The sequence below is a fragment of the Streptomyces sp. NPDC005492 genome (assembly GCF_040605995.1).
Taxonomy (GTDB): Bacteria; Actinomycetota; Actinomycetes; order Streptomycetales; family Streptomycetaceae; genus Streptomyces.
In genome coordinates this window covers 15,133-36,219 of record NZ_JBEXDX010000044.1, presented here as the reverse complement: position 1 = coordinate 36,219, position 21,087 = coordinate 15,133, and the positions used below count along the sequence as shown (strand labels likewise).

Here is a 21,087-nt window from a genome sequence, read left to right as displayed (position 1 = left end):
AGGACGAGGCCCCTTCAGGGCCGAAGCGGGGGTCTGGGGGCGCAGCCCCCAGGGACGGCACCACCAGCGCAGGGCACCTACGGCCGCAACGCCCACCCTCGCTCCCGCAACGACGCCGTCAGCACGGCCGCAGCCTTCGGCTCCACCATGAGCTGCACATGCCCCGCCTGCTGCCCCGTCGCGTGCTCGATGCGTACGTCCTCGATGTTGACCCCCGCCATCCCCGCGTCCGCGAAGATCCGGGCCAACTGTCCGGGCTGGTCGTCGATGAGCACGGCCACGACCTCGTAGACCCGCGGAGCGGACCCGTGCTTGCCGGGGACGCGGACCTGCCCGGCGTTGCCGCGGCGCAGTACGTCCTCGATGCCGGCGGCGCCCTCGCCCCGCTTGACGTCGTCGGAGGACTGCAGGGCTCGCAGCGCCCGTACGGTCTCGTCCAGGTCGGCGGAGACGTCCGAGAGGAGGTCGGCGACCGGCCCCGGGTTCGCGGACAGGATGTCGATCCACATGCGGGGGTCGGACGCGGCGATCCGGGTCACGTCCCGGATGCCCTGCCCGCACAGCCGTACGGCGGCCTCCTCGGCGTTCTCCAGCCGCGCGGCGACCATGCTGGACACCAGATGGGGCATGTGGGAGACGAGGGCGACCGCGCGGTCGTGGGCGTCGGCGTCCATGACGACCGGCACGGCACGGCAGTGCGAGACCAGCTCCAGGGCGAGGTTCAGCACCTCGGTGTCCGTGTCCCGGGTGGGCGTGAGCACCCAGGGGCGCCCCTCGAAGAGGTCGGCGGTCGCGGCGAGCGGACCCGACTTCTCGCGCCCGGACATGGGGTGCGAGCCGATGTACGACGACAGGTCGAGGCCGAGCGCCTCCAGCTCGCGACGCGGACCGCCCTTGACGCTGGCCACGTCCAGGTAGCCGCGGGCCACGCCCCGGCGCATCGCGTCGGCGAGCACCCCGGCCACCAGCGCGGGCGGGGCGGCGACGATCGCGAGGTCGACCGGGCCGTCCGGCGCCTCGTCGGTGCCGGCGCCGAGCGCGGCGGCCGTACGGGCCTGCTCGGGGTCGTGGTCGGTGAGGTGGACGACGACGCCGCGTGCGGCGAGGGCGAGCGCGGCGGACGTACCGATGAGTCCGGTGCCGATGACGAGCGCGGTCCTCACTGGGCGATGTCCTTGCGCAGGGCCGCGGCGGCACCGAGGTACACGTGCGCGATGTCGGCGCGGGGCTTGTCCGACTCGATGTGCGCGAGTATGCGGACCACGCGGGGCATCGCGCCCGCGATGTCGAGTTCCTGGGCGCAGATCAGCGGCACATCGGAGAAGCCTTCGCCGAGCTTGCGGGCGGCGGCCGCCGGGAAGTCGCTGTGCAGATCGGGCGTGGCCGTGAACCAGACACTGATCAGGTCGTCCGCGCTGAGGCCGTTCCGCTCCAGGACGGCGGTGAGCAGCGCTCCGACCTGCTCGTCCATGTGGCCGGCCTCGTCCCTGTCCAGTTGGACGGCACCCCGGACCGCTCGTACCGCCACGGCTTGGCTCCTCGCTGATCTACGTCTCTGATGTACGGCTCCTGCTGCATCCAGCCTAGTCAGCCCGTCCGGTGGGGGCGCGCGGCGCCCGCACGCTGAGACGGTCACCGATCGGGGTGAGATCATCCCGGTATGCCTCTTTACGCATGCCTCCGAGTCCGCTCTCATGGGCTGGTAGCCCGCCTCGGGGGAGGCCCACTTTGAAGCGTCCAGGACCCTTGCTCACACTTCTGACGGGCCTGTTGCTGGGCCTGTTCATGCTCACGCTCAACGCGACGTCCGGGACGAAGACGGTCTCGTCGACGAAAACAGACCCGTCACCAGCACAGTCGGTCTCCACGTCACCCACACCCACACCGACCGTGACACCCAGCCCGACCCCCTCCAAGACCCCTGTGCCGAACGCCAGTTACGCCGGCCGCACCGACGACGACGCGGCCTCGGTCGCCGTGTCGATCCGGAACGGCAGGGCGGTCGCCTACTTCTGCGACGGCCGCTACAAGGAGGCCTGGCTGCGGGGCCCGGTCGAGGACGACGGCACGATGCGGCTCACCGCCAAGAACGGCGCCGTACTCGACGGCAAGCTCCAGCAGGGCACGAAGATCCGCGGCACCGTCAAGGACGAGGGCCGGTCCTACGCGTTCACCGCCGCCAAGGCCGTCAAGCCGTCCGGGCTGTGGCGGGCCACCGCCAAGGTGCGCGGCGCCAAGATCGACGGCGGCTGGATCGTGCTGCCCAACGGCCGCCAGACCGGCATCGTCACCCGCGACGGCAAGGCCACCGCGGCACCCCGTATCGACCCCGGGACCGGTGCGGTCACGGTCGACGGACAGCAGCTCACGGCCCAACCCGTCACCCCCTGACCCACCGTCCGCCTCAGGGAGCCGATCATGACCGCCGACCCGAACGCCGCCACTCAGTCCTACCCCCCGCCCCCGCGCCACCGCGACAGCCCCGCCCGCTATCTGGTGCCAGCGCTGGTGGCCGCGGCCGTCGCCGTAGGACTCGGCGTCTACGGCAAGGTCCACGATCCGGCGGGCACCGCCTTCAACCTCGCCGGCTTCAGCAGCACAGGCGCGGTGAAGTCCTGGCTCGCGACGACCGCGTTCTTCTTCGCCCTCGTCCAGGTCGTCTCCGCCTTCATGGTCTACGGCAGGCTGCCGGGACCGAGCTGGTCGGCGACCCTGCACCGCTGGTCGGGGCGGATCGCGTTCCTGGTGGCGGTCCCGGTCGCGGTGCACTGCCTCTACGCCTTCGGCTATCAGACGTACTCGACACGCGTGATGTGGCATTCCGTCCTGGGTTGCCTGTTCTTCGGTGCCTTCAGTGCCAAGATGCTGCTGCTCCGCTCGGAGCGCCTGCCCAACTGGCTGCTACCGCTGATCGGCGGGCTGGTCTTCACGGCCCTCACGTTGATCTGGCTGACATCCGCCCTCTGGTTCTTCCGCACCTTCGGAGTGACTACATGACCGACAGCTCGACGCGCCGCACGGTTCTCGCCACGGGTGCGGCCGCCGCGCTCGCCGCGGGATGCAGCAAGTACGGCGACGGCAACGACTCCTCGGGCTCGTCGTCCGTGCGGGCCACCGGTGGCCAGGAGTTGGCGAAGACGTCCGAGATCCCGGTCGGCGGCGGCAAGATCTTCAAGGACAAGAAGATCGTGGTGACCCAGCCGACGAAGGACGAGTTCAAGGCCTTCTCGGCGATCTGCACCCACCAGGGCTGCACGGTGAGCACCGTCGCGAACGGCACCATCGACTGCCCCTGCCACGGCAGCAAGTACCGCGTCGCGGACGGCTCGGTGGAGGCAGGACCGGCCCCGAAACCGCTGCCGGTGGAGCAGATCAAGGTGGAGGGAAATTCGATCCGCCTGGCGTGAGACGCGACGTACGCTCCGGGCATGCAACCGTTGCACCCCGAGGCCCTGGTCCGCGACCACACGATCTACGCCTGCGTGATGGGTTCCCGCGCCTTCGGCCTGGCGACGGACACAAGCGACACGGACCGCCGAGGCGTGTACGTCGCCCCGACTCCCCTGTTCTGGCGCTTCGACAAGCCGCCGACGCATGTGGAGGGCCCGGCGGAGGAGCAGTTCAGTTGGGAGCTGGAGCGCTTCTGCGAACTGGCCCTGCGCGCGAACCCCAACATCCTGGAGTGCCTCCACTCCCCCCTCGTCGAGCACGCCGACGCCACCGGCCGTGAACTCCTCGCCCTGCGCGGCGCGTTCCTCTCCCGCCGGGTCCACGAGACGTTCACGCGCTACGCGCTCAGCCAGCGAAAGAAGCTGGAGGCCGACGTCCGCCTGCACGGAGCACCCCGCTGGAAACACGCGATGCATCTGCTCCGCCTCCTGACGAGCGCCCGCGACCTGCTCCGCACCGGCACCCTCACGATCGAGGTAGGAGACCAGCGCGCCCGCCTCCTCACCGTCAAACACGGCGAAGTCCCCTGGCCCGAGGTCGAGTCCTGGATGACCCGCCTGGCAACGGAGACGGACGAGGCAGCCACCCACACCCCACTCCGACCGGAACCGGACCGAGCTCGCGTGGAGGACTTCCTGACCCGGGTCCGCCGGGCGTCAGCCCTCCAGTGAGCCACTGCCCGCACGCGGCTCGGCGACCAACGTCCGGACCCCCGACCAAACCAAAGCGGCCGGCCCGGACCCCCGGAACCGGCCGCCCACAACCACCGCTTCTACAGATCGACTTCCTGCATCAGCATGCCGACCTCGGTGTTCGACAGCCGTCGCAGCCAGCCCGACTTCTGGTCGCCCAGGGTGATCGGGCCGAAGGAGACGCGGACCAGCTTGTCGACCGGGAAGCCGGCCTCCGCGAGCATGCGGCGGACGATGTGCTTGCGGCCCTCGTGGAGGGTCACCTCGACCAGGTAGTTCTTGCCGGTCTGCTCGACGACCCGGAAGTGGTCCGCGCGTGCGTACCCGTCCTCCAGTTGGATGCCGTCCTTGAGCTGCTTGCCCAGATCGCGCGGGATCGGGCCCACGATGTGCGCGAGGTAGGTCTTCTTCACGCCGTACTTGGGGTGGGTCAGCCGGTGCGCCAGCTCGCCGTGGTTGGTGAGCAGGATCACACCCTCGGTCTCGGTGTCGAGCCGGCCGACGTGGAAGAGCCGGGTCTCCCGGTTGGTGACGTAGTCGCCGAGGCACTGCCGGCCCTCGGGGTCCTCCATCGTGGCGACGACACCGGCGGGCTTGTTCAACGAGAAGAACTGGTACGACTGCGTCGCCACCGTCAGCCCGTCGACCTTGATCTCGTCGTGCTCCGGGTCGACCCGCAGCCCCTGCTCGACCACGATCTCGCCGTTGACCTCGACCCGGGACTGCTCGATCAGCTCCTCGCAGGAGCGCCGGGAGCCGTAGCCCGCGCGCGCGAGGACCTTCTGGAGCCGCTCGCCCTCCTGCTCGGCGCCCGGGAAGGTCTTGGGCGGCTTGATGTCCTTCTTGCCCGCGTACCGCTCCCGGTTGCGCTCCTCGGCCCGCGCGTCGTACTCACGCGAGGTCGCCGGCACCGAACGCCCGCGTCCGGTGCCCTGGCCCTGTTTGGGGCCGCCCTTGGCACCGCCGCGCGCGGAGGCGCCGCGCCCGGTCTTGGGGCCCTCGTGGGACCCCGTGGGGCCTACGTCGTAGCGGCGCTCCTCGGGACGCGGCTTTCCGGCGCGCTTGGGCCGGTCGTCGCGCCCGCCCGCGCCCCTGGGCTGGGACCCACCGGAACCCCGGGAGCCGCCACCTCCACCGGAACCGCGGGGATTGCCGCCCCCGCCGGTCCCGCGGGGGTTGCCACGCCCGCCGCTTCGGCCATTGCCGCCGCCACTGCCACTGCCACTGCTTCGCATCAAAGTTCCGTCGTCGTCGTGTCGTCTGCATCTGCATCCGGTGCATCCGGATCGAACGACGGGACTCCTTCCAGCGTCTCCGCCTCGATCGCCTCGGCCTCAGGGAGGAAGGGCGCGAGTTCCGGTAGCTCGTCCAGGCCGCGCAGGCCCATCCGCTCCAGAAAGTAGTTCGTCGTCGTGTACAGGATCGCACCTGTTTCGGGTTCCGTGCCCGCCTCCTCGACCAGACCGCGCTGCAACAGGGTGCGCATCACCCCGTCGCAGTTGACTCCGCGGACCATCGAGACCCTGCTGCGGCTGACCGGCTGGCGGTACGCGACCACCGCCAACGTCTCCAGAGCCGCCTGGGTGAGCCGGGCCTGCTGCCCGTCCAGGACGAAGCCCTCGACGGCCGGCGCGAACTCGGGCCGGGAGTAGAAACGCCAGCCCCCGGCGATCAGCCGCAGCTCGAAACCGCGCCCCTGGACGGTGTACTCGTCGGCCAGCTCGCGCAGCGCGTCCGCGATCCGCCGCTTGGGCCGCTGGAGTATTTTCGCGAGGTGTTCCTCGGTCGCGGGCTCGTCCACGACCATGAGGACGGCCTCCAGGGCCGGCTTGAGGTCGAGCTCCGCGACGGCGGGCCCGCCCGCGGGCACTCCGGTGGTCTCCTCGCTCACGCCTTCTCCTCCTTGGCGGGACCATCCTTGATCGGCTCGTCCTTGATCGGCTCAGGCGGCCGGTCGAACTCATCGGTGACCATGGGCTCGGCCGCCTCCCCACCGGTCCAGCGGACGAGCAGATCGCCGAGCGCGGTCTCCTGGTCCAGGGCCACGGCCTTCTCTCGGTACAGCTCCAGCAGGGCCAGGAACCTCGCCACGACGGTCAGGGTGTCGTCGACGTCCTCGACCAGCGTGCGGAAGCTGGCCTCGCCGAGCTCCCGCAGCCGCGCCACCACGATCCCCGCCTGCTCCTGCACGCTCACCAGCGGCGCGTGGATGTGGTCGACGTACACCTGCGGCTTGGGCCTTGGCTGCATCGCCTTCACGGCGAGCTTGGCGAAGCCCTCCGGGCCGATCCGGATGACCACCTCGGGCAGCAGCTCGGCGTGGTGCGGTTCGAGGCCGACGGTACGGGGGTAGCGCCGGGCCTCCTCGTCGAGGCGGCGGTTGAAGATGTCGGCGATCTGCTTGTACGCCCGGTACTGGAGCAGCCGGGCGAAGAGCAGATCACGCGCTTCGAGCAGCGCGAGGTCGGCCTCGTCCTCCACCTCGGCGGCGGGCAGCAGCCGCGCCGCCTTCAGGTCGAGCAAGGTCGCCGCGACGACGAGGAACTCGGTCGTCTGGTCGAGATCCCAGTCAGGACCCATCGCCCTGATGTGCGCCATGAACTCGTCGGTGACCTTGGACAGCGCCACCTCGGTGACATCGAGCTTGTGCTTCGAGATCAGTTGGAGGAGAAGATCGAAGGGCCCCTCGAAGTTGGCGAGCCGCACCTTGAAGACACCGTCGTCGGGTTCCTCCGCGGCTTCTTCTACGACAGCTTCTTCTACGACAGCTTCTTCTACGACTTCCTCAACGACCACTTCTTCTACGACGGCCTCGGGCTCCGGAGCCGAACCCGGCCCCTTGCCCAGCGCACGCCGACGTCCGGCGGGTGCGCCGGCGGCGGGAGCATCGTTCGAGGTCATGGCCCCCGCAGGCTACCGCTACCGCCCGCGGAGCCGGCGGACGAGAATGCTCGCGTCCCCGCGGGACTCCAGATCGGCCAGGACGACGGCGACCGCCTCGCGCACGATCCGCCCGCGGTCGATCGCGAGGCCGTGCTCGCCCCGGAGCACCAGACGGGCGTGCTCCAGGTCCATCAGCTCCTCGGCGGAGACGTACACGGTGATCTTCTCGTCGTGCCGCTCCCGCCCGCTGGGACGCCGCTGGGCGGGCTGTCGGCCGCGCTTGCGGGGCTGCCCGGCGGCAGAACCTTCCTGCGCCTCCTGGCGTCGTACGGAGCCCTCAGCGGCCCGGCTGCGGGACTCGCCCGCGTCCGCGTCGGCCGCGACGTGCTCCGCGCCCTCGCCGTCACCGCCCTGGGCGGGTACGGACTGCGGGGCGTCTTCCCCGGCGGCGGCACCGTCGCTCTCCCCCGCCGGAGCCGGTACCCGCGCCTCGCCGTTGGACTGGCGCCTGGGGCTGGAGGCCTGGAGCGCCATCCCCCCTGTCGTACGGAACAGTTCGTCGGCCCCCGGCAGACTCACTCGGCGTGACACCGGGCGAGCACCTCCCTGGCGAGCTGGCGATAGGCGGCGGCACCGACGGAGTTGGAGGCGTACGTGGTGATCGGCTCACCGGCGACCGTGGTCTCCGGGAAGCGCACCGTGCGCCCGATGACCGTGTGGTAGACGTGATCGTCGAACGCCTCGACCACGCGGGCCAGCACCTCACGGCTGTGCACGGTCCGGGAGTCGTACATCGTGGCGAGGATGCCGTCGAGCTCCAGCTCGGGGTTGAGCCGCTCCTGGACCTTCTCGATGGTCTCGGTCAGCAGCGCGACACCGCGCAGCGCGAAGAACTCGCACTCCAGCGGCACGATCACCTTGTGGGCCGCCGTCAGGGCGTTCACGGTGAGCAGGCCGAGGGAGGGCTGGCAGTCGATCACGATGTAGTCGTAGTCGGCCATCAGCGGCTTCAACGCCCTTTGCAGGGTGGACTCGCGCGCGACCTCGCTCACCAACTGCACTTCGGCGGCGGAGAGATCGATGTTGCTGGGCAGCAGGTCCATGTTCGGGACCGCGGTCTTCAGGAGCACCTCGTCGGCCGACATGCCCCGCTCCATGAGCAGGTTGTAGACGGTGAGGTCCAACTCCATGGGATTCACGCCGAGTCCGACCGACAGCGCGCCCTGCGGGTCGAAGTCGACGAGCAGGACACGTCGTCCGTACTCGGCCAGCGCGGCACCCAGGTTGATGGTCGACGTGGTCTTGCCGACGCCGCCCTTCTGGTTGCACATCGCGATGATCGTCGCGGGGCCGTGACTGGTCAGCGGACCCGGGATCGGGAAGTACGGCAGCGGGCGTCCGGTCGGGCCCACGCGCTCACGGCGTTGGCGGGCCGCGTCGGGCGCGAGCGTGGCCGCGTACTCGGGATCGGGCTCGTACTCGGCGTCGGGGTCGTAGAAGTGCCCGTCGGGCAGTTCGTCGTAGTCGGCGAACTGGTTGCGGGGCGCGCCCCTTCCGTCGCCGGCCATGGCGTTCACGTGATGGCCATCCATGCTCTGGTGTGCTGGCTGAGTCACCCCTGGCTGCTGGTGACCCTGGTGGGCTGCGAAGGTGCGCACAGCGACGGAGCCGACAGCCTCGAACCCCGCGGGCTCCTGGCCCCTTGCCGGCATTCCTGGTTGACCACCCCCGGGAGAAAATGTCGACTCATTCACAAGTCGTCTTACCTCCTTGGTGACCAGGGAACTTCTCGATAGGTCAGCGTGGCACCATGCCGACGGTTGGCGACTCTATGGCGTGTCGGGCGTTCGCAGCAACACAATCCGCCTTACCCGGCCCGATGTGTCGGCAATGAAACATCCCTCTGTCAAGGGCGTACGGCAGTCGCACAGCAGGTTTCACCGGTGCACGAATCGGGTCAAGGGTTATGTTCGGCGCGAGTTGACCGAGTGCCGCAAAGTGACCATACACACATCCGGCCGGACCTTGTCGGGCAAGGTCCGGCCGGGCGCGCGGTGTTGACGACCTGTGTTGACGTATCGCCTTTTACCGAACGGTGACTTGGTCGGCGGCGTCAGCCGAGCAGCGACTCCAGCTCCACATGCTCCAGTCCGTGCGCCTCCGCGACCTCGCGGTAAATGACCTTGCCGTCATGGGTGTTGAGACCCTTGGCGAGAGCAGGATCACGTCGCAGCGCCTCGGCCCAGCCGCGGTTCGCGAGCTCCACGATGTACGGCAGCGTGGCGTTGGTGAGCGCGTAGGTGGAGGTGTTCGGCACCGCGCCGGGCATGTTGGCGACGCAGTAGAAGACCGAGTTGTGGACCGGGAAGGTCGGCTCGGCGTGGGTGGTGGGACGCGAGTCCTCGAAGCAGCCGCCCTGGTCGATCGCGATGTCGACAAGCACACTTCCGGGCTTCATCCGCGCCACGAGTTCGTTGGTGACCAGCTTCGGGGCCTTGGCGCCCGGGATGAGCACCGCGCCGATGACGAGGTCGGCGTCCAGGACGGCCTTCTCCAGCTCGAAGGAGTTGGACATGATCGCCCGGACCTTGGTGCCGAAGACCTTGTCGGCCTCGCGGAGCTTGTTGATGTCGCGGTCGAGCAGCGTGACGTGGAAGCCCATGCCGACGGCGATCTGCGTCGCGTTCCAGCCGGAGACACCGCCGCCGATGACGACGGCCCGCGCGGGCTGGGTGCCGGGGACGCCGCCGGGCAGCACACCGCGGCCGCCGACCGAGCGCATCAGGTGGTAGGCGCCGACCTGCGGGGCCAGCCGGCCGGCGACCTCCGACATCGGGGCGAGCAGCGGCAGGGCGCGGCCCGGCAGCTCGACGGTCTCGTAGGCGATCGCGGTGGTGCCGGACTCGATGAGCGCGTCGGTGCACTCCTTGGAGGCGGCCAGGTGCAGATACGTGAAGAGGGTCTGGTCCTTGCGGAGGCGGTGGTACTCCTCGGCGATGGGCTCCTTGACCTTGAGCAGCAGGTCTGCGGCGGCCCAGACCTCGTCGGCGGTGGCGAGGATCGTCGCGCCCGCCGCCACGTACTCGACGTCCGGGATCGAGGAGCCGACACCGGCGTTCTGCTCGATGAGGACCTGGTGGCCGTGGCGCACCAGCTCGTGCACGCCGGCGGGGGTGATGGCCACCCGGAACTCGTTGTTCTTGACCTCGCGGGGGATGCCGACCTTCACGTCGATCACGGTCCTTGGCTCAGAGGGTGTGGGGCAATACATCTCATACCCGGACATGCGTGAGCGCACCGGGAGACCGCAGGAGAAGGTGCGGCAGAGCCAGTTTAATGAAGGCGTTCTCGCTGTCTAGCCTTTCAATGCATCAATCTTCGCCAGGTGTACTACGGATTTCGCAGGCGTTAGCGTCATGTTCCAGGGATTCGGGGGCCGGATCGCCCTCCTGGAGCTCCTCGCCGAGCATCCGCTCGGCGGTCCCGCGGTGCAGCGCGGCGGACGCCGGGTCGCCGAGCCGGTCGAGCGTGTCGGCCAGCCGCAACTGCAGTGCAGCCTGCAGCCGTACGTCCTCCGCGCGGCGGGCCCACTCGATGGCCTCGTGGCAGGTGAGCAGCGACTCCTCGGGGCGGCCCGCGTACTCCTGGACCCGGGCCAGCTCGCTCAACGCCCGTGCCTGGGCAGGCGCGTCGCCGTTCTTGCGGTACCCGGCGACGGCCGCCCGCCAGTTCCTGAGCGCCTCGCCGTAACGGCCCGCGTAGGTGTGCGCGGCGGCGATCCGGCCGTACAGCCGGGCGGCCTCCGCGCGCTCGTCCCGGGCGAGCCGCTGGGCCAGCGCGCGGCCGAACCAGTCGGCGGCCCGGTCGTGGTCCCCCAGCTCCTGATGCGCGCCGCCTACGGATTCCATCGCGCGACCGGTCGCGTACGGGTCATTTGCCTCGCGTCCGGCGTCCAGCGCGGCCCGGTAACGAGCCAGCGCCTCGGTCGTACGGCCGGTCTGCGCGTCGAGATCGGCGAGGTTCAGCAGCGCGGCGGCCTTCTCGCGGGGCAGCTTCCGCCGCTCGGCCACGTCGAGGACCAGGCGGTGGATGCCGTAGAGCTCGGGCGCGGCGGCCTGGGTGCCGAAGTGGGCGACCATCGCCCGCACGAGCTGGGCCATCAACCGGCGGGCCAGGGTGTCGAGTTCACCGTCGGCGACCGCGAGCCGGGCGCAGGCCAGCAGGGCGGGCTGGCTGACGCGCAGCCAGTCGGCGGCGGCCCGAGGGGTCGGGAAGCGCAGCGAGCGGGGTGTGCCCAGGAGTTTCTCGCGGGCCTGGGGGCTGTCGGTCTCGGTGATGGCGCGGCAGGACTGGAGCAGCCGTACGATCCGCTCCAGCATGCGGGCGCGGGCCAGTTGGATCTCGGCCGGGCGGTCCTGCCTGTCGGCGAGGGCGCGCAGCAGGGGGTGCAGGCATCCGGGGACCTCGTACTGCGGCTGTGGCGAGTCCACGGCGTGCAGCAGGCCCGCGGTGACGAAGTCGTCCAGGGTGGCGCGGGCGCCGTTGACCGAGCAGCCGGCCAGCGCGGAGGCGGTCTGCGGGTCGACCAGGCCGGCCGGGGCGAGGGAGAGCAGTCGCAGTATCCGGGCGGCGGGGCTGGGCAGCGAGCCGTAGACGAGCCGGAAGACGCGGCTGAGGGGGGTGCCCTCGTCGCTCTCGGTGTTCAGGTGCTTGGCGAGGTCGGCGACGGCGGCCTGCGGCCGGGCGGCGAGCCAGCCGCCGGCCAGGGTCAGCGCGGCCGGCTCGGCCCGGCACACCTCGACCAGGCCCTCGGCGGCACGCGGGTCGACGGTGATGCGGACCGCGCCGGTGTAGCGGGTGAGGAGTTCCAGCGCGGCCTTGGTGTCGAGGCCGCCCAGGGTGCACGGGCGGACGTCCGCGATACCGGTCAGCGGGCCGCCGGAGACGGCGACGACCAAGCAGTCCGGGGTGTCCGGCAGCAGGGCGTCGACCTGCTCGGCGTCGGCCGCGTCGTCGAGCAGGAGCAGCGCCCGCCGGTCGGCGAGGGCCGCGCGCAGGATGTCCGACAGGTCGTCCTCGGAGGCGCCGGCCGGGGTGGGCAGTTCCAGGGCGTTGAGCAGTTCGCGGGCGGTGCGCTCGGTGGGGACGGGGGTGCCGTCGGGTTCGCTGAGCCGGGCCCGGAGCACACCGTGGTCGTAACGGTCAGCGACCTGTCGGACGAGTTCCTCGGCGAGGGCGGTGCGGCCGGAACCGGGCTTGCCCGCGATGAGGAGGACGCGCGCGCGAGGGGCCTTGCGGCCGGCGATCGTATCCAGGCCCGCGCGCTCGATGTCGGCGCGCAGCTCCTTCAACTCTCTTGCGCGGCCCAGGAATTGGCCCTCGCTGGAAATGTCCTCCGACAGCTTCACGTCGCCTGCGTCCACCGCCTGATCCGTCACGGGCCACACTCCCGTCCCACTGCACACGCATAGCCCGCCGGGACTCCGGTTCGGGTGTTTCCAGAGCCTAGTTCACGCTCTGCGACGAATCGTGCGGAGCACGGCGGGCACATCCCCCGATCGGATCAGCCGATCGTCACACCAAAGGGCCGACGGAGGGGAAGGGTTGGGTTCAGGACTCGAAGGGACGCGCGGGCCACGGTGCGTCGGCGGGGCGCAGTGCGTCGAGGCCGTTGCCGTGCCGGGCGGCGACCACCGAGAGGACGCCGACGACGAGGCAGTTGTTGTGCAGGTCCCCCGCGAGCACCCCGCGGACCAGGTCGTCGAGGGGCACGCGCGCGTGCTCCATGTCGGCCTCCTCGTCCTCTACCTCGAAGCGCTGTCCGTCGGCCTCGGACAGATCGCGGGCCAGGAAGATCCGGATGGCCTCGTCGCAGCCGCCGGGGGTGGTGTAGACGTCGGTCAGCACCCGCCAGTCCTCGGCCTTGACGTGCGCCTCCTCGTACAGCTCGCGCTGGGCGGCGTGCAGCGGGTTCTCGCCGGGGACGTCGAGCAGTCCGGCCGGGATCTCCCACAGCTTCTGCCGTACGGGGTGGCGGTACTGCTTGATGAGCAGCACCCGGTCCGCCTCGTCGAGGGCGAGGACGGCCACCGAGCCGGGGTGGACCTGGTAGTCGCGGTGCACGACCGCGCCGCCGGGCATGACCACGTCGTCGGTGCGCACGGAGGTCTTGTTGCCCACGAAGGGGGTCACCGTCGCCCGGATCTCCCACTCCTCCGGAGTGTCCTTGATCGTCATGCGCTGTCCCTCCACCTGTACCCGAACGAACGGCCGGGGTGCGCACCTCTTGAAGGCGCGCACCCCGGTCACCGTACAACTTCTGTACTACTTGCCTGTCTTGCGTGCTACGGCGGCCTTGACCAGGCCCGCGAAGAGCGGGTGCGGCCGGGTCGGGCGGGAGCGCAGCTCGGGGTGCGCCTGGGTGGCGACCAGGTAGGGGTGCGCCTCGCGCGGGTACTCCACGTACTCGACCAGCTTGCCGTCCGGGGACGTGCCGGAGAACTGCAGTCCGGCCTTCTTCTCCAGCTCGGCGCGGTAGGAGTTGTTCACCTCGTAGCGGTGACGGTGCCGCTCCTCGACGTACTCCTTGCCGTCGTACACCTCGCGCACGATGGAGCCCTCGGCAAGCTTGGCCGGGTACATGCCCAGGCGCATGGTGCCGCCCATGTCGCCCTCGCCGGCGACGATGTCGAGCTGCTCGGCCATGGTGGAGATGACGGGGTGGCCGGTGGCCGCGTCGAACTCGGTGGAGTTGGCGTCCTCGATGCCGGCCAGGTTGCGCGCGGCCTCGATCACGATGCACTGGAGGCCCAGGCACAGGCCGAGCAGCGGGATCTTGTGCTCGCGGGCGTACTGGATGGCGCCGACCTTGCCGGAGACACCGCGGTCGCCGAAGCCGCCGGGGATGCAGATCGCGTCCACGTCACCGAGCTGCTTGGCGGCGCCCGCCGGGGTCTTGCAGTCGTCCGAGGTGACCCACTTGATCTTCACCCGGGCCTTGTTGGCGAAGCCGCCGGCGCGCAGCGCCTCGGTGACCGAGAGATAGGCGTCGGGCAGGTCGATGTACTTGCCGACCAGCGCGAGGTTGATCTCGTGCAGCGGGTTGTGGACGCGGTCGAGCAGGTCGTCCCAGGTCCGCCAGTCCACATCGCGGAACGGCAGGTCCAGCTTGCGGACGACATAGGCGTCCAGGCCCTCGCTGTGCACGGTCTTCGGGATGTCGTAGATCGAGCGGGCGTCGGGACAGGCCACCACGGCGGCCTCGTCGACGTCGCACATCAGCGAGATCTTGCGCTTGATCGCGGTGGGCACCTCGCGGTCGGAGCGCAGCACGATCGCGTCCGGCTGGATACCGATGTTCCGGAGGGCCGCAACCGAGTGCTGGGTCGGCTTCGTCTTCAGCTCTCCCGAGGGGCCGATGTACGGCAGGAGCGAGATGTGGACCACGAACACATTGTCCCGGCCGACCTCGTGGCGGACCTGGCGGACCGTCTCCAGGAAGGGCAGCGACTCGATGTCGCCGACCGTACCGCCGACCTCGGTGATGACGACGTCGACCTCGTCGGTCGCCATGCGCCGGATGCGGTGCTTGATCTCGTTGGTGATGTGCGGGATGACCTGCACGGTGTCGCCGAGGTACTCGCCGCGCCGCTCCTTGGCGATGACCGTCGAGTAGACCTGGCCGGTGGTGACGTTGGCGCTGCCGTCCAGGTCGCGGTCGAGGAAACGCTCGTAGTGGCCGATGTCCAGGTCGGTCTCGGCGCCGTCGTTGGTGACGAAGACCTCACCGTGCTGGAAGGGGTTCATCGTGCCGGGGTCGACGTTCAGATACGGGTCGAGCTTCTGCATCACGACGCGCAGGCCCCGCGCCTTGAGGAGCATGCCGAGGCTGGAGGCGGTGAGGCCCTTGCCGAGCGAGGAGGCGACACCCCCGGTGACGAAGATGTGCTTGGTCGTCGTGGCTGTGTTGCTTCGGAAAGCAGCGGGCGGCATGGCCAAGAGGGGGCTCCCGTGGTCGCGGTTCGAGTTGCGGTCGGGGGATTTGCGCCCACCGGTCCACGGGCTACCAGGGTATCAGCGCCTGGAGGAGATGGCTTCCGGCCACGCTCCGCACCCACGTCGCCACAGACGCGCTCCGGTTACCTGCTTCTCACCCGGTGCTCACCCGTTCGGCCCAGCTCCGTTGCCAAGAGCGGCACACAGATCATCTACGTGCGTCGTATCCTGCTCGGACACTCGCTGCCGAGCCGGTCCGGAACACGGCACCACCCCCGCCCGTAATTCCCGGAAAAACGAGAGCTTGTCAGCCCCGTTGAGCAACGACCTCCGTTTGCTTCATCGCTCAACGACGCACTACAAACGATCCCTTGACCGCACACAGCGACCGCCCCTGTTCTGGGGGGCGACGTGGCCGTTCGACTGGAGTTGCACGTGGCCGGGCGCATCGAAGATTACGCACTCATCGGAGACATGCAGACCGCAGCGTTGGTCTGCCGGGACGGCACAGTGGACTGGCTGTGCCTGCCCCGCTTCGACTCGCATGCCGTCTTCGCCGGTCTGCTGGGCACGGAGGAACACGGGTTCTGGCGGCTGGGCCCCGCCCACGCGTCCGACGCCCAGCCACCGACGGCGGCCCGGCGCGGCTACCGCGGCGACTCGCTCATCCTGGAATCCGAGTGGGACACCCCGCGCGGCACGGTCCGCGTGACCGATTTCATGCCCCCTCGCGACGGCGCCCCCCAACTGATCCGCATCGTGGAAGGCGTCTCCGGCCGCGTCCCGATGCGCTCGACCCTCCGGATGCGTTTCTCCTACGGCCGGGTCGTCCCCTGGGTGCACCGGCACGAGGGCCGCACGGTCGCCGTCGCAGGGCCCGACTCCGTGTGGTTCGACACATCCGCCGAGACCTACGGCAAGCAGCTCACGACGTACTCCGACTTCACCGTCGCGCCGGGTGACCGGATCGCGTTCACCATCTCCTGGGAGCCCTCGCACAAGCAGCCGCCGGCGCTCCCGGAGCCGGAGCAGTCGCTGGAGGCCACGGAGGACTTCTGGCGCGACTGGGTCGAGCAGTGCACGTACCACGGCCCGTACCGCGAGGCGGTGGTCCGCTCGCTGATCACGCTGAAGGCGCTGACCTACGCCCCCACGGGCGGCATCGTCGCCGCGCCCACCACATCCCTCCCGGAGGAGATCGGCGGCGTCCGCAACTGGGACTACCGCTACACCTGGCTCCGCGACGCGGCCATCACCCTCTCCTCACTCCTGCGCACCGGCTACCGCGAGGAGGCCCGCGCCTGGCGCGAGTGGCTGCTGCGCGCGGTGGCAGGCGACCCGGAGAACCTCCAGATCATGTACGGCATCGCCGGTGAGCGCGAGCTGGGCGAGGCCGAGCTGGACTGGCTGCCGGGCTACGAGAACTCCGGCCCGGTCCGGGTCGGCAACGGCGCCGCGCACCAGCTCCAGCTCGATGTCTACGGCGAGGTCACCGAGGCCCTGCACCTGGCCCACATGACCGGCCTGGCCCGCAACGACTACGCCTCCCTGCTCCAGCTCAAGCTGATCCGCTACCTGGAGAAGCACTGGGACGAGCCGGACGAGGGCATCTGGGAGGTGCGCGGCCCGCGCCGCCACTTCGTGCACTCCAAGGTGATGGCCTGGGTCGCCGTCGACCGGACGATCAAGCTGATCGAGTCGGGCGACGCGGACGGCCCGCTGGAGAAGTGGCGCGAACTGCGCGACGACATCCACCGGGACGTCTGCGAGCGCGGCTACGACAAGGAGCGCAACACCTTCACCCAGTCCTACGGCTCGAAGGAGCTGGACGCCTCGCTGCTGCTGATCCCGCAGATGGGCTTCCTGCCGCCCGACGACAAGCGTGTGATCGGCACGATCGAGGCGATCCAGCGCGAGCTGTCCACGCCGGACGGCTTCATCCTGCGCTACCCCACCTCGGGCACCGACGAGGGCGTCGACGGCCTCCCCGGCGACGAGGGCGCCTTCCTGGCCTGCTCGTTCTGGATGGCGGACGACCTCGCGATGATCGGCCGGGTGGACGAGGCCCGCAAGCTCTTCGAGAAGCTGCTGTCCCTGCGCAACGACCTGGGCCTGCTGGCCGAGGAGTGGGACCCGCGCCTGCAACGCCAGGTCGGCAACTTCCCGCAGGCCTTCAGCCACGTCCCCCTGATCGACACGGCACTGCGGCTGACGGCTTCGGGGGCGTACGGCGGCTGAGCACGACGGACGCGGGCCCGCCGGATCGACTCCCGATCCGGCGGGCCCGCGCCGTGCTGCTTCTGTCCCGGCCTACTCAATGAAGCGGACCGCGTCGGCCACGACGTATCCGTTGGCGTCGTCGGACAGTTCGACGACGGCCGGGGTTCCGGCGGTGAACGGGAAACTGCCCAACGACACCCATCGGCTGCCCCGGCCGGTCTGATCGACGCGGACGACGGTGGAGCCGCCCGCGTACCTGACGGTGGAGGCGGCGTTGGTCGCGCGGTTGGGATCGTCCGTGTACCAGACGGCCACGTCGTACATCCCGCTCGCCGGCAGGTCCGACCGCCAGCGCACGACCGACGTCCCGGTGCCTGCCGCGCGGGTGCGGTAACTCGCCCCGTAGTAGCCCTTGATGCCCGATGCCGGGTTCCAGGTGCCGGAGACCACGCTGTACGCGCTGGGGTCGTCGTTGTCGGCGACCAGCCCCTGGGCCGTGATCCGCACGTGGAGCCCTTGGCGTCGGTGACGGTGTAGGGCGCGTTGTCCGCGCGGTTGGCGTTGTTGGTGTACCAGACGGCCACGTCGTAGGCCCCGGTCGTCGGTACGTCGGTCTGCCAGCGCACGGCCGAAGTGACTGTACCGGCGGCTATGACCTTGGAATCCGCGCTGTCAGTGCCATGTCAGAGGCGGCTCGGTGAACCCACGGCGCGACTGCCGGGCCGAGCACACCTACGCTGGAAACACCACATTTGCCCCTTGATGAAAGCGGGCGGTCATGGCTTCCCCATCGAAGGCGGGCGCGGCCCTCGCCGCGCTGCGCGAGGATCTGGTCGGCGACGTGTTCGCCCCGGGGGATCAGGGTTACGACGACGCCCGGCGCGTCTTCAACGCGATGATCGACCGGCGTCCCGCCGTGATCGCGCAGTGCGTGGACCAGGCCGATGTCGTACGGGCCGTACGTTTCGGACGTGAGCTCGATCTGCCGATCGCGGTGCGCGGCGGCGGGCACAGTGTCGCGGGGATGGCGCTGGGCGACGGGGCGCTGGTCGTGGACCTGCGCCGTATGCGCGAGGTGACCGTGCATCCGGCGGCCAAGGCGGTACGTATCGCGGGCGGGGCCACCATGAGCGAGCTGGACGGCGCGACCCAGGAGCACGGCCTCGCGACCACCGGTGGCCGGGCCTCCACGACCGGGGTCGGCGGCTTCGTGCTGGGCGGCGGCACCGGCTGGCTGGACCGCGCCTTCGGTCTCGCCATCGACAACCTGCTCGGCGTCGAGCTGGTGACCGCCGACGCGAGGGCGGTGCACGCGAGCGCCGAGGAGAACCCGGACCTGTTCTGGGCGCTGCACGGCGGCGGCGGCAATTTCGGCATCGCCACCGCACTCACCCTGAGACTGCACGAACTGCCGGAGTTCTCCATCGCCATGGTGATGTACGAGCCCGAGCACGGCCGGGACGTGGTCCGCACCTACCGCGAGATCATCGAGACCGGCCCGCAGGAGGCGGGCGGCGCCGTCATCTATCTGACCGCCCCGCCCGAGGAGTTCATCCCCGAGCACTTGGTCGGCAAGCGACTGTGCGGCGCCTTGATCACCTACGCGGGCGCCGAGGAGGACATGCGCAAACTCGCCCAGCCGCTGCTGGCCCTGCCGCACGAGGTCGAGATCGTCACCGCCCTGCCCTACGCCCAGGTCCAGACGATGTTCGACGATCCGGCGGACATGCGGAACCACTGGTCGGCGGAGTATCTGACCGGCGCGCCGGACGAGTTCGTGGACGTCTACTGCGCCCTCGGCGAGAGCCTCCCCTCCCCCACCGGCACGCAGCACGTGCTGTTCCCGCAGGGCGGCGCCATCGCCTCGGGCCCCGCCGAGTTCCCGGTGCCGTACCGGGACGCGCCCTGGGCCGTGCACCCCTTCGGCATCTGGGAGGACCCGGCCGACGACGAGCGCTGCGTCGCGTGGGTCAAGGAGGTCCGAGCCAAGGTCCAGCCCTGGAGCACCGGAGCCGTCTACCTCAACTTCATCGGCGACGAGGGCACCGACCGCGTGACCGCGGGCCTCGGCGCCGAGAACGTCCGGCGCCTCGCGGCCGTGAAGCGGGAGTACGACCCCGACAACGTCTTCCGCTTCAACCACAACATCACGCCCACGTAGTGAAGCGGCGTCCGCGCAGGTAGCGTCCGCCCCATGGACAGCCGTACCGACAGCACATTCGACAGCCAGGGCGCCGGGATCACCGTTCAACGGGCGCTGGAGCTGCCCGGGCTGCGCAGTGGGCTGCCGGAGATCCTGGCGGGCGCCGACCGGCTGCAGCGGACCGTGCGGTGGGTGCACACGGGCGAGGTCCCGAACATCGCCTCCCTCCTCAAGGGCGGCGAACTGCTCCTGACCACGGGCTACGGCCTCGGCACCCGCCCGGCGGAACTGCGCGCCTTCGTCCGGACCCTCGCCGAGCGGGGCATCGCGGCCCTGGTCGTCGAACTCGGCCCGCGGTTCACCCGGCTGCCCGCCACCCTCGTCGAGACGGCCCGGGCGACCGGGCTCCCGCTGGTCCAGTTGCACCGCGAGGTGCCGTTCGTCGCGGTCACCGAGGAGATCCACACCGAGATCGTCAACGGCCACTACGCGCTGCTCCAGCAGGCCGAGGAGGTCCACCGGCGCTGCACGGAGGCCCTGCTCGGCGGCGGTGGAATCCCCCAAGTCCTGGGCATCCTGGCCGACTTCAGTGGCAACCCGGTCTTCCTGGAGACCCCGGACGGCCAACTCCTGTACGCCGCCGGGGCCGGCCCCGAGGGCGCCGACCCGCTCCAGGTGTGGGAGGGACTGCGCGGCCAGCACAAGGACGCCTCGCCGCCCGCCGGTTCGGTGCTGGTGGACGTGCCCGGCGGTGGTCCCGGTACGGGTTCGGTGCGGGCGCGGATCGTCCTGCTTCCGGTACGGGCGCCGCTCGCCCCCGTGCACCGCATCGCCGCCGAACGGGCCGCGGGCAGCCTCGCCGTCGTGCTGATGCAGGCCCGCCAGGAGGAGGAGCTGGCGGCGCGCGGACGCGGCGACTTCCTCACCGATCTCGCCGAGGGCCGGATCACCGCCGAGGACGCCCCGGCGCAGGCACGGGTGCTGGGCTTCAAGCCCGGCAGCAGTCCGCTGCTGCCCGTGGTGATGCGTCTTGGCGACGCGTTGTCCGCGCCGGGTGGCGGCTGGGCGGTCCTGGCCCGCGCGGTCGCCGAGGAACTGGCGTCGGTGGGGGTTCCGGTCCTGCTGGGCGTACGGCCGGTCGAGGGCCGGGTCCCGCTGCTGCTGGGCCTGCGCTCGGAGTCGGAGCGGGCGGCGGTCGCGGACCGGGTCTCGGCGGCGCTGCGGGCGGGAGTGGAGCGGGCCGGGATGCAACGCCCCGGCGCACAGCCGCCGATCGTGGTCGTCGGGGTGACCGGCGGCTGGGCGGCCGCGTCGGCCGGGCTGCGGCACGCGGCCGAGACGGCGACGGCGGCACAGGGCCTGTCCGACCGCCGTTGGTACGACGCCCGGCGCCTGGACATCGAGCTGTTGCTGTGGCGGCTGCGCGACCATCCCGACCTGGCGGCCTTCGTGGACCGGGCGATCGGCCCGCTCCGGGACCACGACAACCGCTCCAAACCGCCTCTTCTCCCCACCCTGGAGACGTACTTGGCGCATGCGGGCCGCAAGGCGGAGACGGCCCGCGAACTGCACCTCAACCGGCAGACCCTCTACAACCGGCTGGCCCGGATAGGGGAGTTGCTGGGCACGGACCTCGAAGACCCGCAGACGGTACTGGCGTTGAGCCTGGCGCTACGGGCACGCAGGCTGGTGCCGTGAGTCTGT

The 21,087-nt window shown here is 70.6% G+C and carries 19 protein-coding genes; 7 read left to right on the top strand and 12 right to left on the bottom strand.

Translation table 11 applies throughout. The features are described from left to right. Nucleotides 1-77 precede the first annotated feature (77 nt). Nucleotides 78-1,163 (bottom strand): prephenate dehydrogenase, encoded by a 1,086-nt coding sequence (locus ABZT04_RS37250; protein ID WP_356062629.1) that lies wholly within the window; start codon nucleotides 1,161-1,163, stop codon nucleotides 78-80. Then, the gene (gene aroH, locus ABZT04_RS37245) at nucleotides 1,160-1,528 is read right to left on the bottom strand and encodes a chorismate mutase (protein ID WP_356062626.1); all 369 of its coding nucleotides are present in this window, start codon (nucleotides 1,526-1,528) and stop codon (nucleotides 1,160-1,162) included. Before aroH ends, ABZT04_RS37250 begins: the two co-directional genes overlap by 4 nt. A 200-nt stretch (nucleotides 1,529-1,728) precedes the next feature. On the opposite strand from aroH, the gene ABZT04_RS37240 reads away from it, so the two are divergent. The 4 genes from ABZT04_RS37240 to ABZT04_RS37225 are packed head-to-tail and all read left to right on the top strand — an operon-like array spanning nucleotide 1,729 to nucleotide 4,121. After that, nucleotides 1,729-2,391: a hypothetical protein gene (locus tag ABZT04_RS37240; RefSeq protein WP_356062623.1), complete on the top strand. Its 663-nt coding sequence runs from the start codon at nucleotides 1,729-1,731 to the stop codon at nucleotides 2,389-2,391. Between the two features lie 27 nt (nucleotides 2,392-2,418). Beyond that, nucleotides 2,419-2,997, top strand: a complete 579-nt coding sequence (locus ABZT04_RS37235) for a DUF6529 family protein (RefSeq protein ID WP_356062620.1) — start codon at nucleotides 2,419-2,421, stop codon at nucleotides 2,995-2,997. Beyond that, nucleotides 2,994-3,407 (top strand): Rieske (2Fe-2S) protein, encoded by a 414-nt coding sequence (locus ABZT04_RS37230; protein WP_356062618.1) that lies wholly within the window; start codon nucleotides 2,994-2,996, stop codon nucleotides 3,405-3,407. The genes ABZT04_RS37235 and ABZT04_RS37230 overlap by 4 nt, the downstream gene beginning before the upstream one ends. A gap of 30 nt (nucleotides 3,408-3,437) precedes the next feature. Then, nucleotides 3,438-4,121 (top strand): nucleotidyltransferase domain-containing protein, encoded by a 684-nt coding sequence (locus ABZT04_RS37225; RefSeq protein WP_356062722.1) that lies wholly within the window; start codon nucleotides 3,438-3,440, stop codon nucleotides 4,119-4,121. A 101-nt stretch (nucleotides 4,122-4,222) separates the two neighbouring features. Here ABZT04_RS37225 and ABZT04_RS37220 read toward each other — a convergent pair whose 3' ends face one another. The 9 genes from ABZT04_RS37220 to ABZT04_RS37180 form a co-directional block, all read right to left on the bottom strand. Beyond that, nucleotides 4,223-5,377: a pseudouridine synthase gene (locus ABZT04_RS37220; protein ID WP_356062615.1), complete on the bottom strand. Its 1,155-nt coding sequence runs from the start codon at nucleotides 5,375-5,377 to the stop codon at nucleotides 4,223-4,225. Then, nucleotides 5,377-6,033 carry an SMC-Scp complex subunit ScpB gene (gene scpB / locus ABZT04_RS37215; protein WP_356062612.1) on the bottom strand — a complete coding sequence of 219 codons (657 nt, stop codon included), beginning with the start codon at nucleotides 6,031-6,033 and terminating at the stop codon, nucleotides 5,377-5,379. Before scpB ends, ABZT04_RS37220 begins: the two co-directional genes overlap by 1 nt. Beyond that, on the bottom strand, nucleotides 6,030-7,043 hold the full coding sequence (locus tag ABZT04_RS37210; RefSeq protein ID WP_356062609.1) for a segregation/condensation protein A: 1,014 nt from the start codon (nucleotides 7,041-7,043) through the stop codon (nucleotides 6,030-6,032). Before ABZT04_RS37210 ends, scpB begins: the two co-directional genes overlap by 4 nt. Before the next feature lie 18 nt (nucleotides 7,044-7,061). Further along, nucleotides 7,062-7,616, bottom strand: a complete 555-nt coding sequence (locus ABZT04_RS37205; RefSeq protein WP_356062607.1) for a hypothetical protein — start codon at nucleotides 7,614-7,616, stop codon at nucleotides 7,062-7,064. Further along, nucleotides 7,601-8,737 (bottom strand): ParA family protein, encoded by a 1,137-nt coding sequence (locus tag ABZT04_RS37200; RefSeq protein WP_356062603.1) that lies wholly within the window; start codon nucleotides 8,735-8,737, stop codon nucleotides 7,601-7,603. The genes ABZT04_RS37205 and ABZT04_RS37200 overlap by 16 nt, the downstream gene beginning before the upstream one ends. A gap of 401 nt (nucleotides 8,738-9,138) precedes the next feature. Further along, nucleotides 9,139-10,254, bottom strand: coding sequence for an alanine dehydrogenase (ald, locus tag ABZT04_RS37195; RefSeq protein ID WP_356062720.1), 1,116 nt, complete (start codon nucleotides 10,252-10,254; stop codon nucleotides 9,139-9,141). Nucleotides 10,255-10,396: 142 nt separating this feature from the next. Beyond that, the gene (locus ABZT04_RS37190) at nucleotides 10,397-12,463 is read right to left on the bottom strand and encodes a tetratricopeptide repeat protein (protein ID WP_356062600.1); all 2,067 of its coding nucleotides are present in this window, start codon (nucleotides 12,461-12,463) and stop codon (nucleotides 10,397-10,399) included. 172 nt (nucleotides 12,464-12,635) lie between these two features. Further along, complete coding sequence (locus tag ABZT04_RS37185) at nucleotides 12,636-13,262, bottom strand: NUDIX hydrolase (RefSeq protein WP_356062597.1); 627 nt, start codon at nucleotides 13,260-13,262, stop codon at nucleotides 12,636-12,638. Between the two features lie 87 nt (nucleotides 13,263-13,349). Continuing rightward, nucleotides 13,350-15,017 carry a CTP synthase gene (locus ABZT04_RS37180; protein ID WP_355921605.1) on the bottom strand — a complete coding sequence of 556 codons (1,668 nt, stop codon included), beginning with the start codon at nucleotides 15,015-15,017 and terminating at the stop codon, nucleotides 13,350-13,352. A 438-nt stretch (nucleotides 15,018-15,455) separates the two neighbouring features. Here ABZT04_RS37180 and ABZT04_RS37175 point away from each other — a divergent pair, with 438 nt between their 5' ends. Next, complete coding sequence (locus ABZT04_RS37175) at nucleotides 15,456-17,258, top strand: glycoside hydrolase family 15 protein (RefSeq protein WP_356062718.1); 1,803 nt, start codon at nucleotides 15,456-15,458, stop codon at nucleotides 17,256-17,258. A gap of 72 nt (nucleotides 17,259-17,330) precedes the next feature. Here the strand turns inward: ABZT04_RS37175 and ABZT04_RS37170 are convergent, their stop codons facing one another. Then, nucleotides 17,331-17,747: a hypothetical protein gene (locus ABZT04_RS37170; RefSeq protein WP_356062594.1), complete on the bottom strand. Its 417-nt coding sequence runs from the start codon at nucleotides 17,745-17,747 to the stop codon at nucleotides 17,331-17,333. A gap of 271 nt (nucleotides 17,748-18,018) precedes the next feature. On the opposite strand from ABZT04_RS37170, the gene ABZT04_RS37165 reads away from it, so the two are divergent. Continuing rightward, nucleotides 18,019-19,401, top strand: coding sequence for an FAD-binding oxidoreductase (locus ABZT04_RS37165; protein WP_356062591.1), 1,383 nt, complete (start codon nucleotides 18,019-18,021; stop codon nucleotides 19,399-19,401). A 33-nt stretch (nucleotides 19,402-19,434) separates the two neighbouring features. Next, on the top strand, nucleotides 19,435-21,081 hold the full coding sequence (locus ABZT04_RS37160; protein WP_356062589.1) for a PucR family transcriptional regulator: 1,647 nt from the start codon (nucleotides 19,435-19,437) through the stop codon (nucleotides 21,079-21,081). The last annotated feature ends 6 nt before the right edge of the window (nucleotides 21,082-21,087 follow it).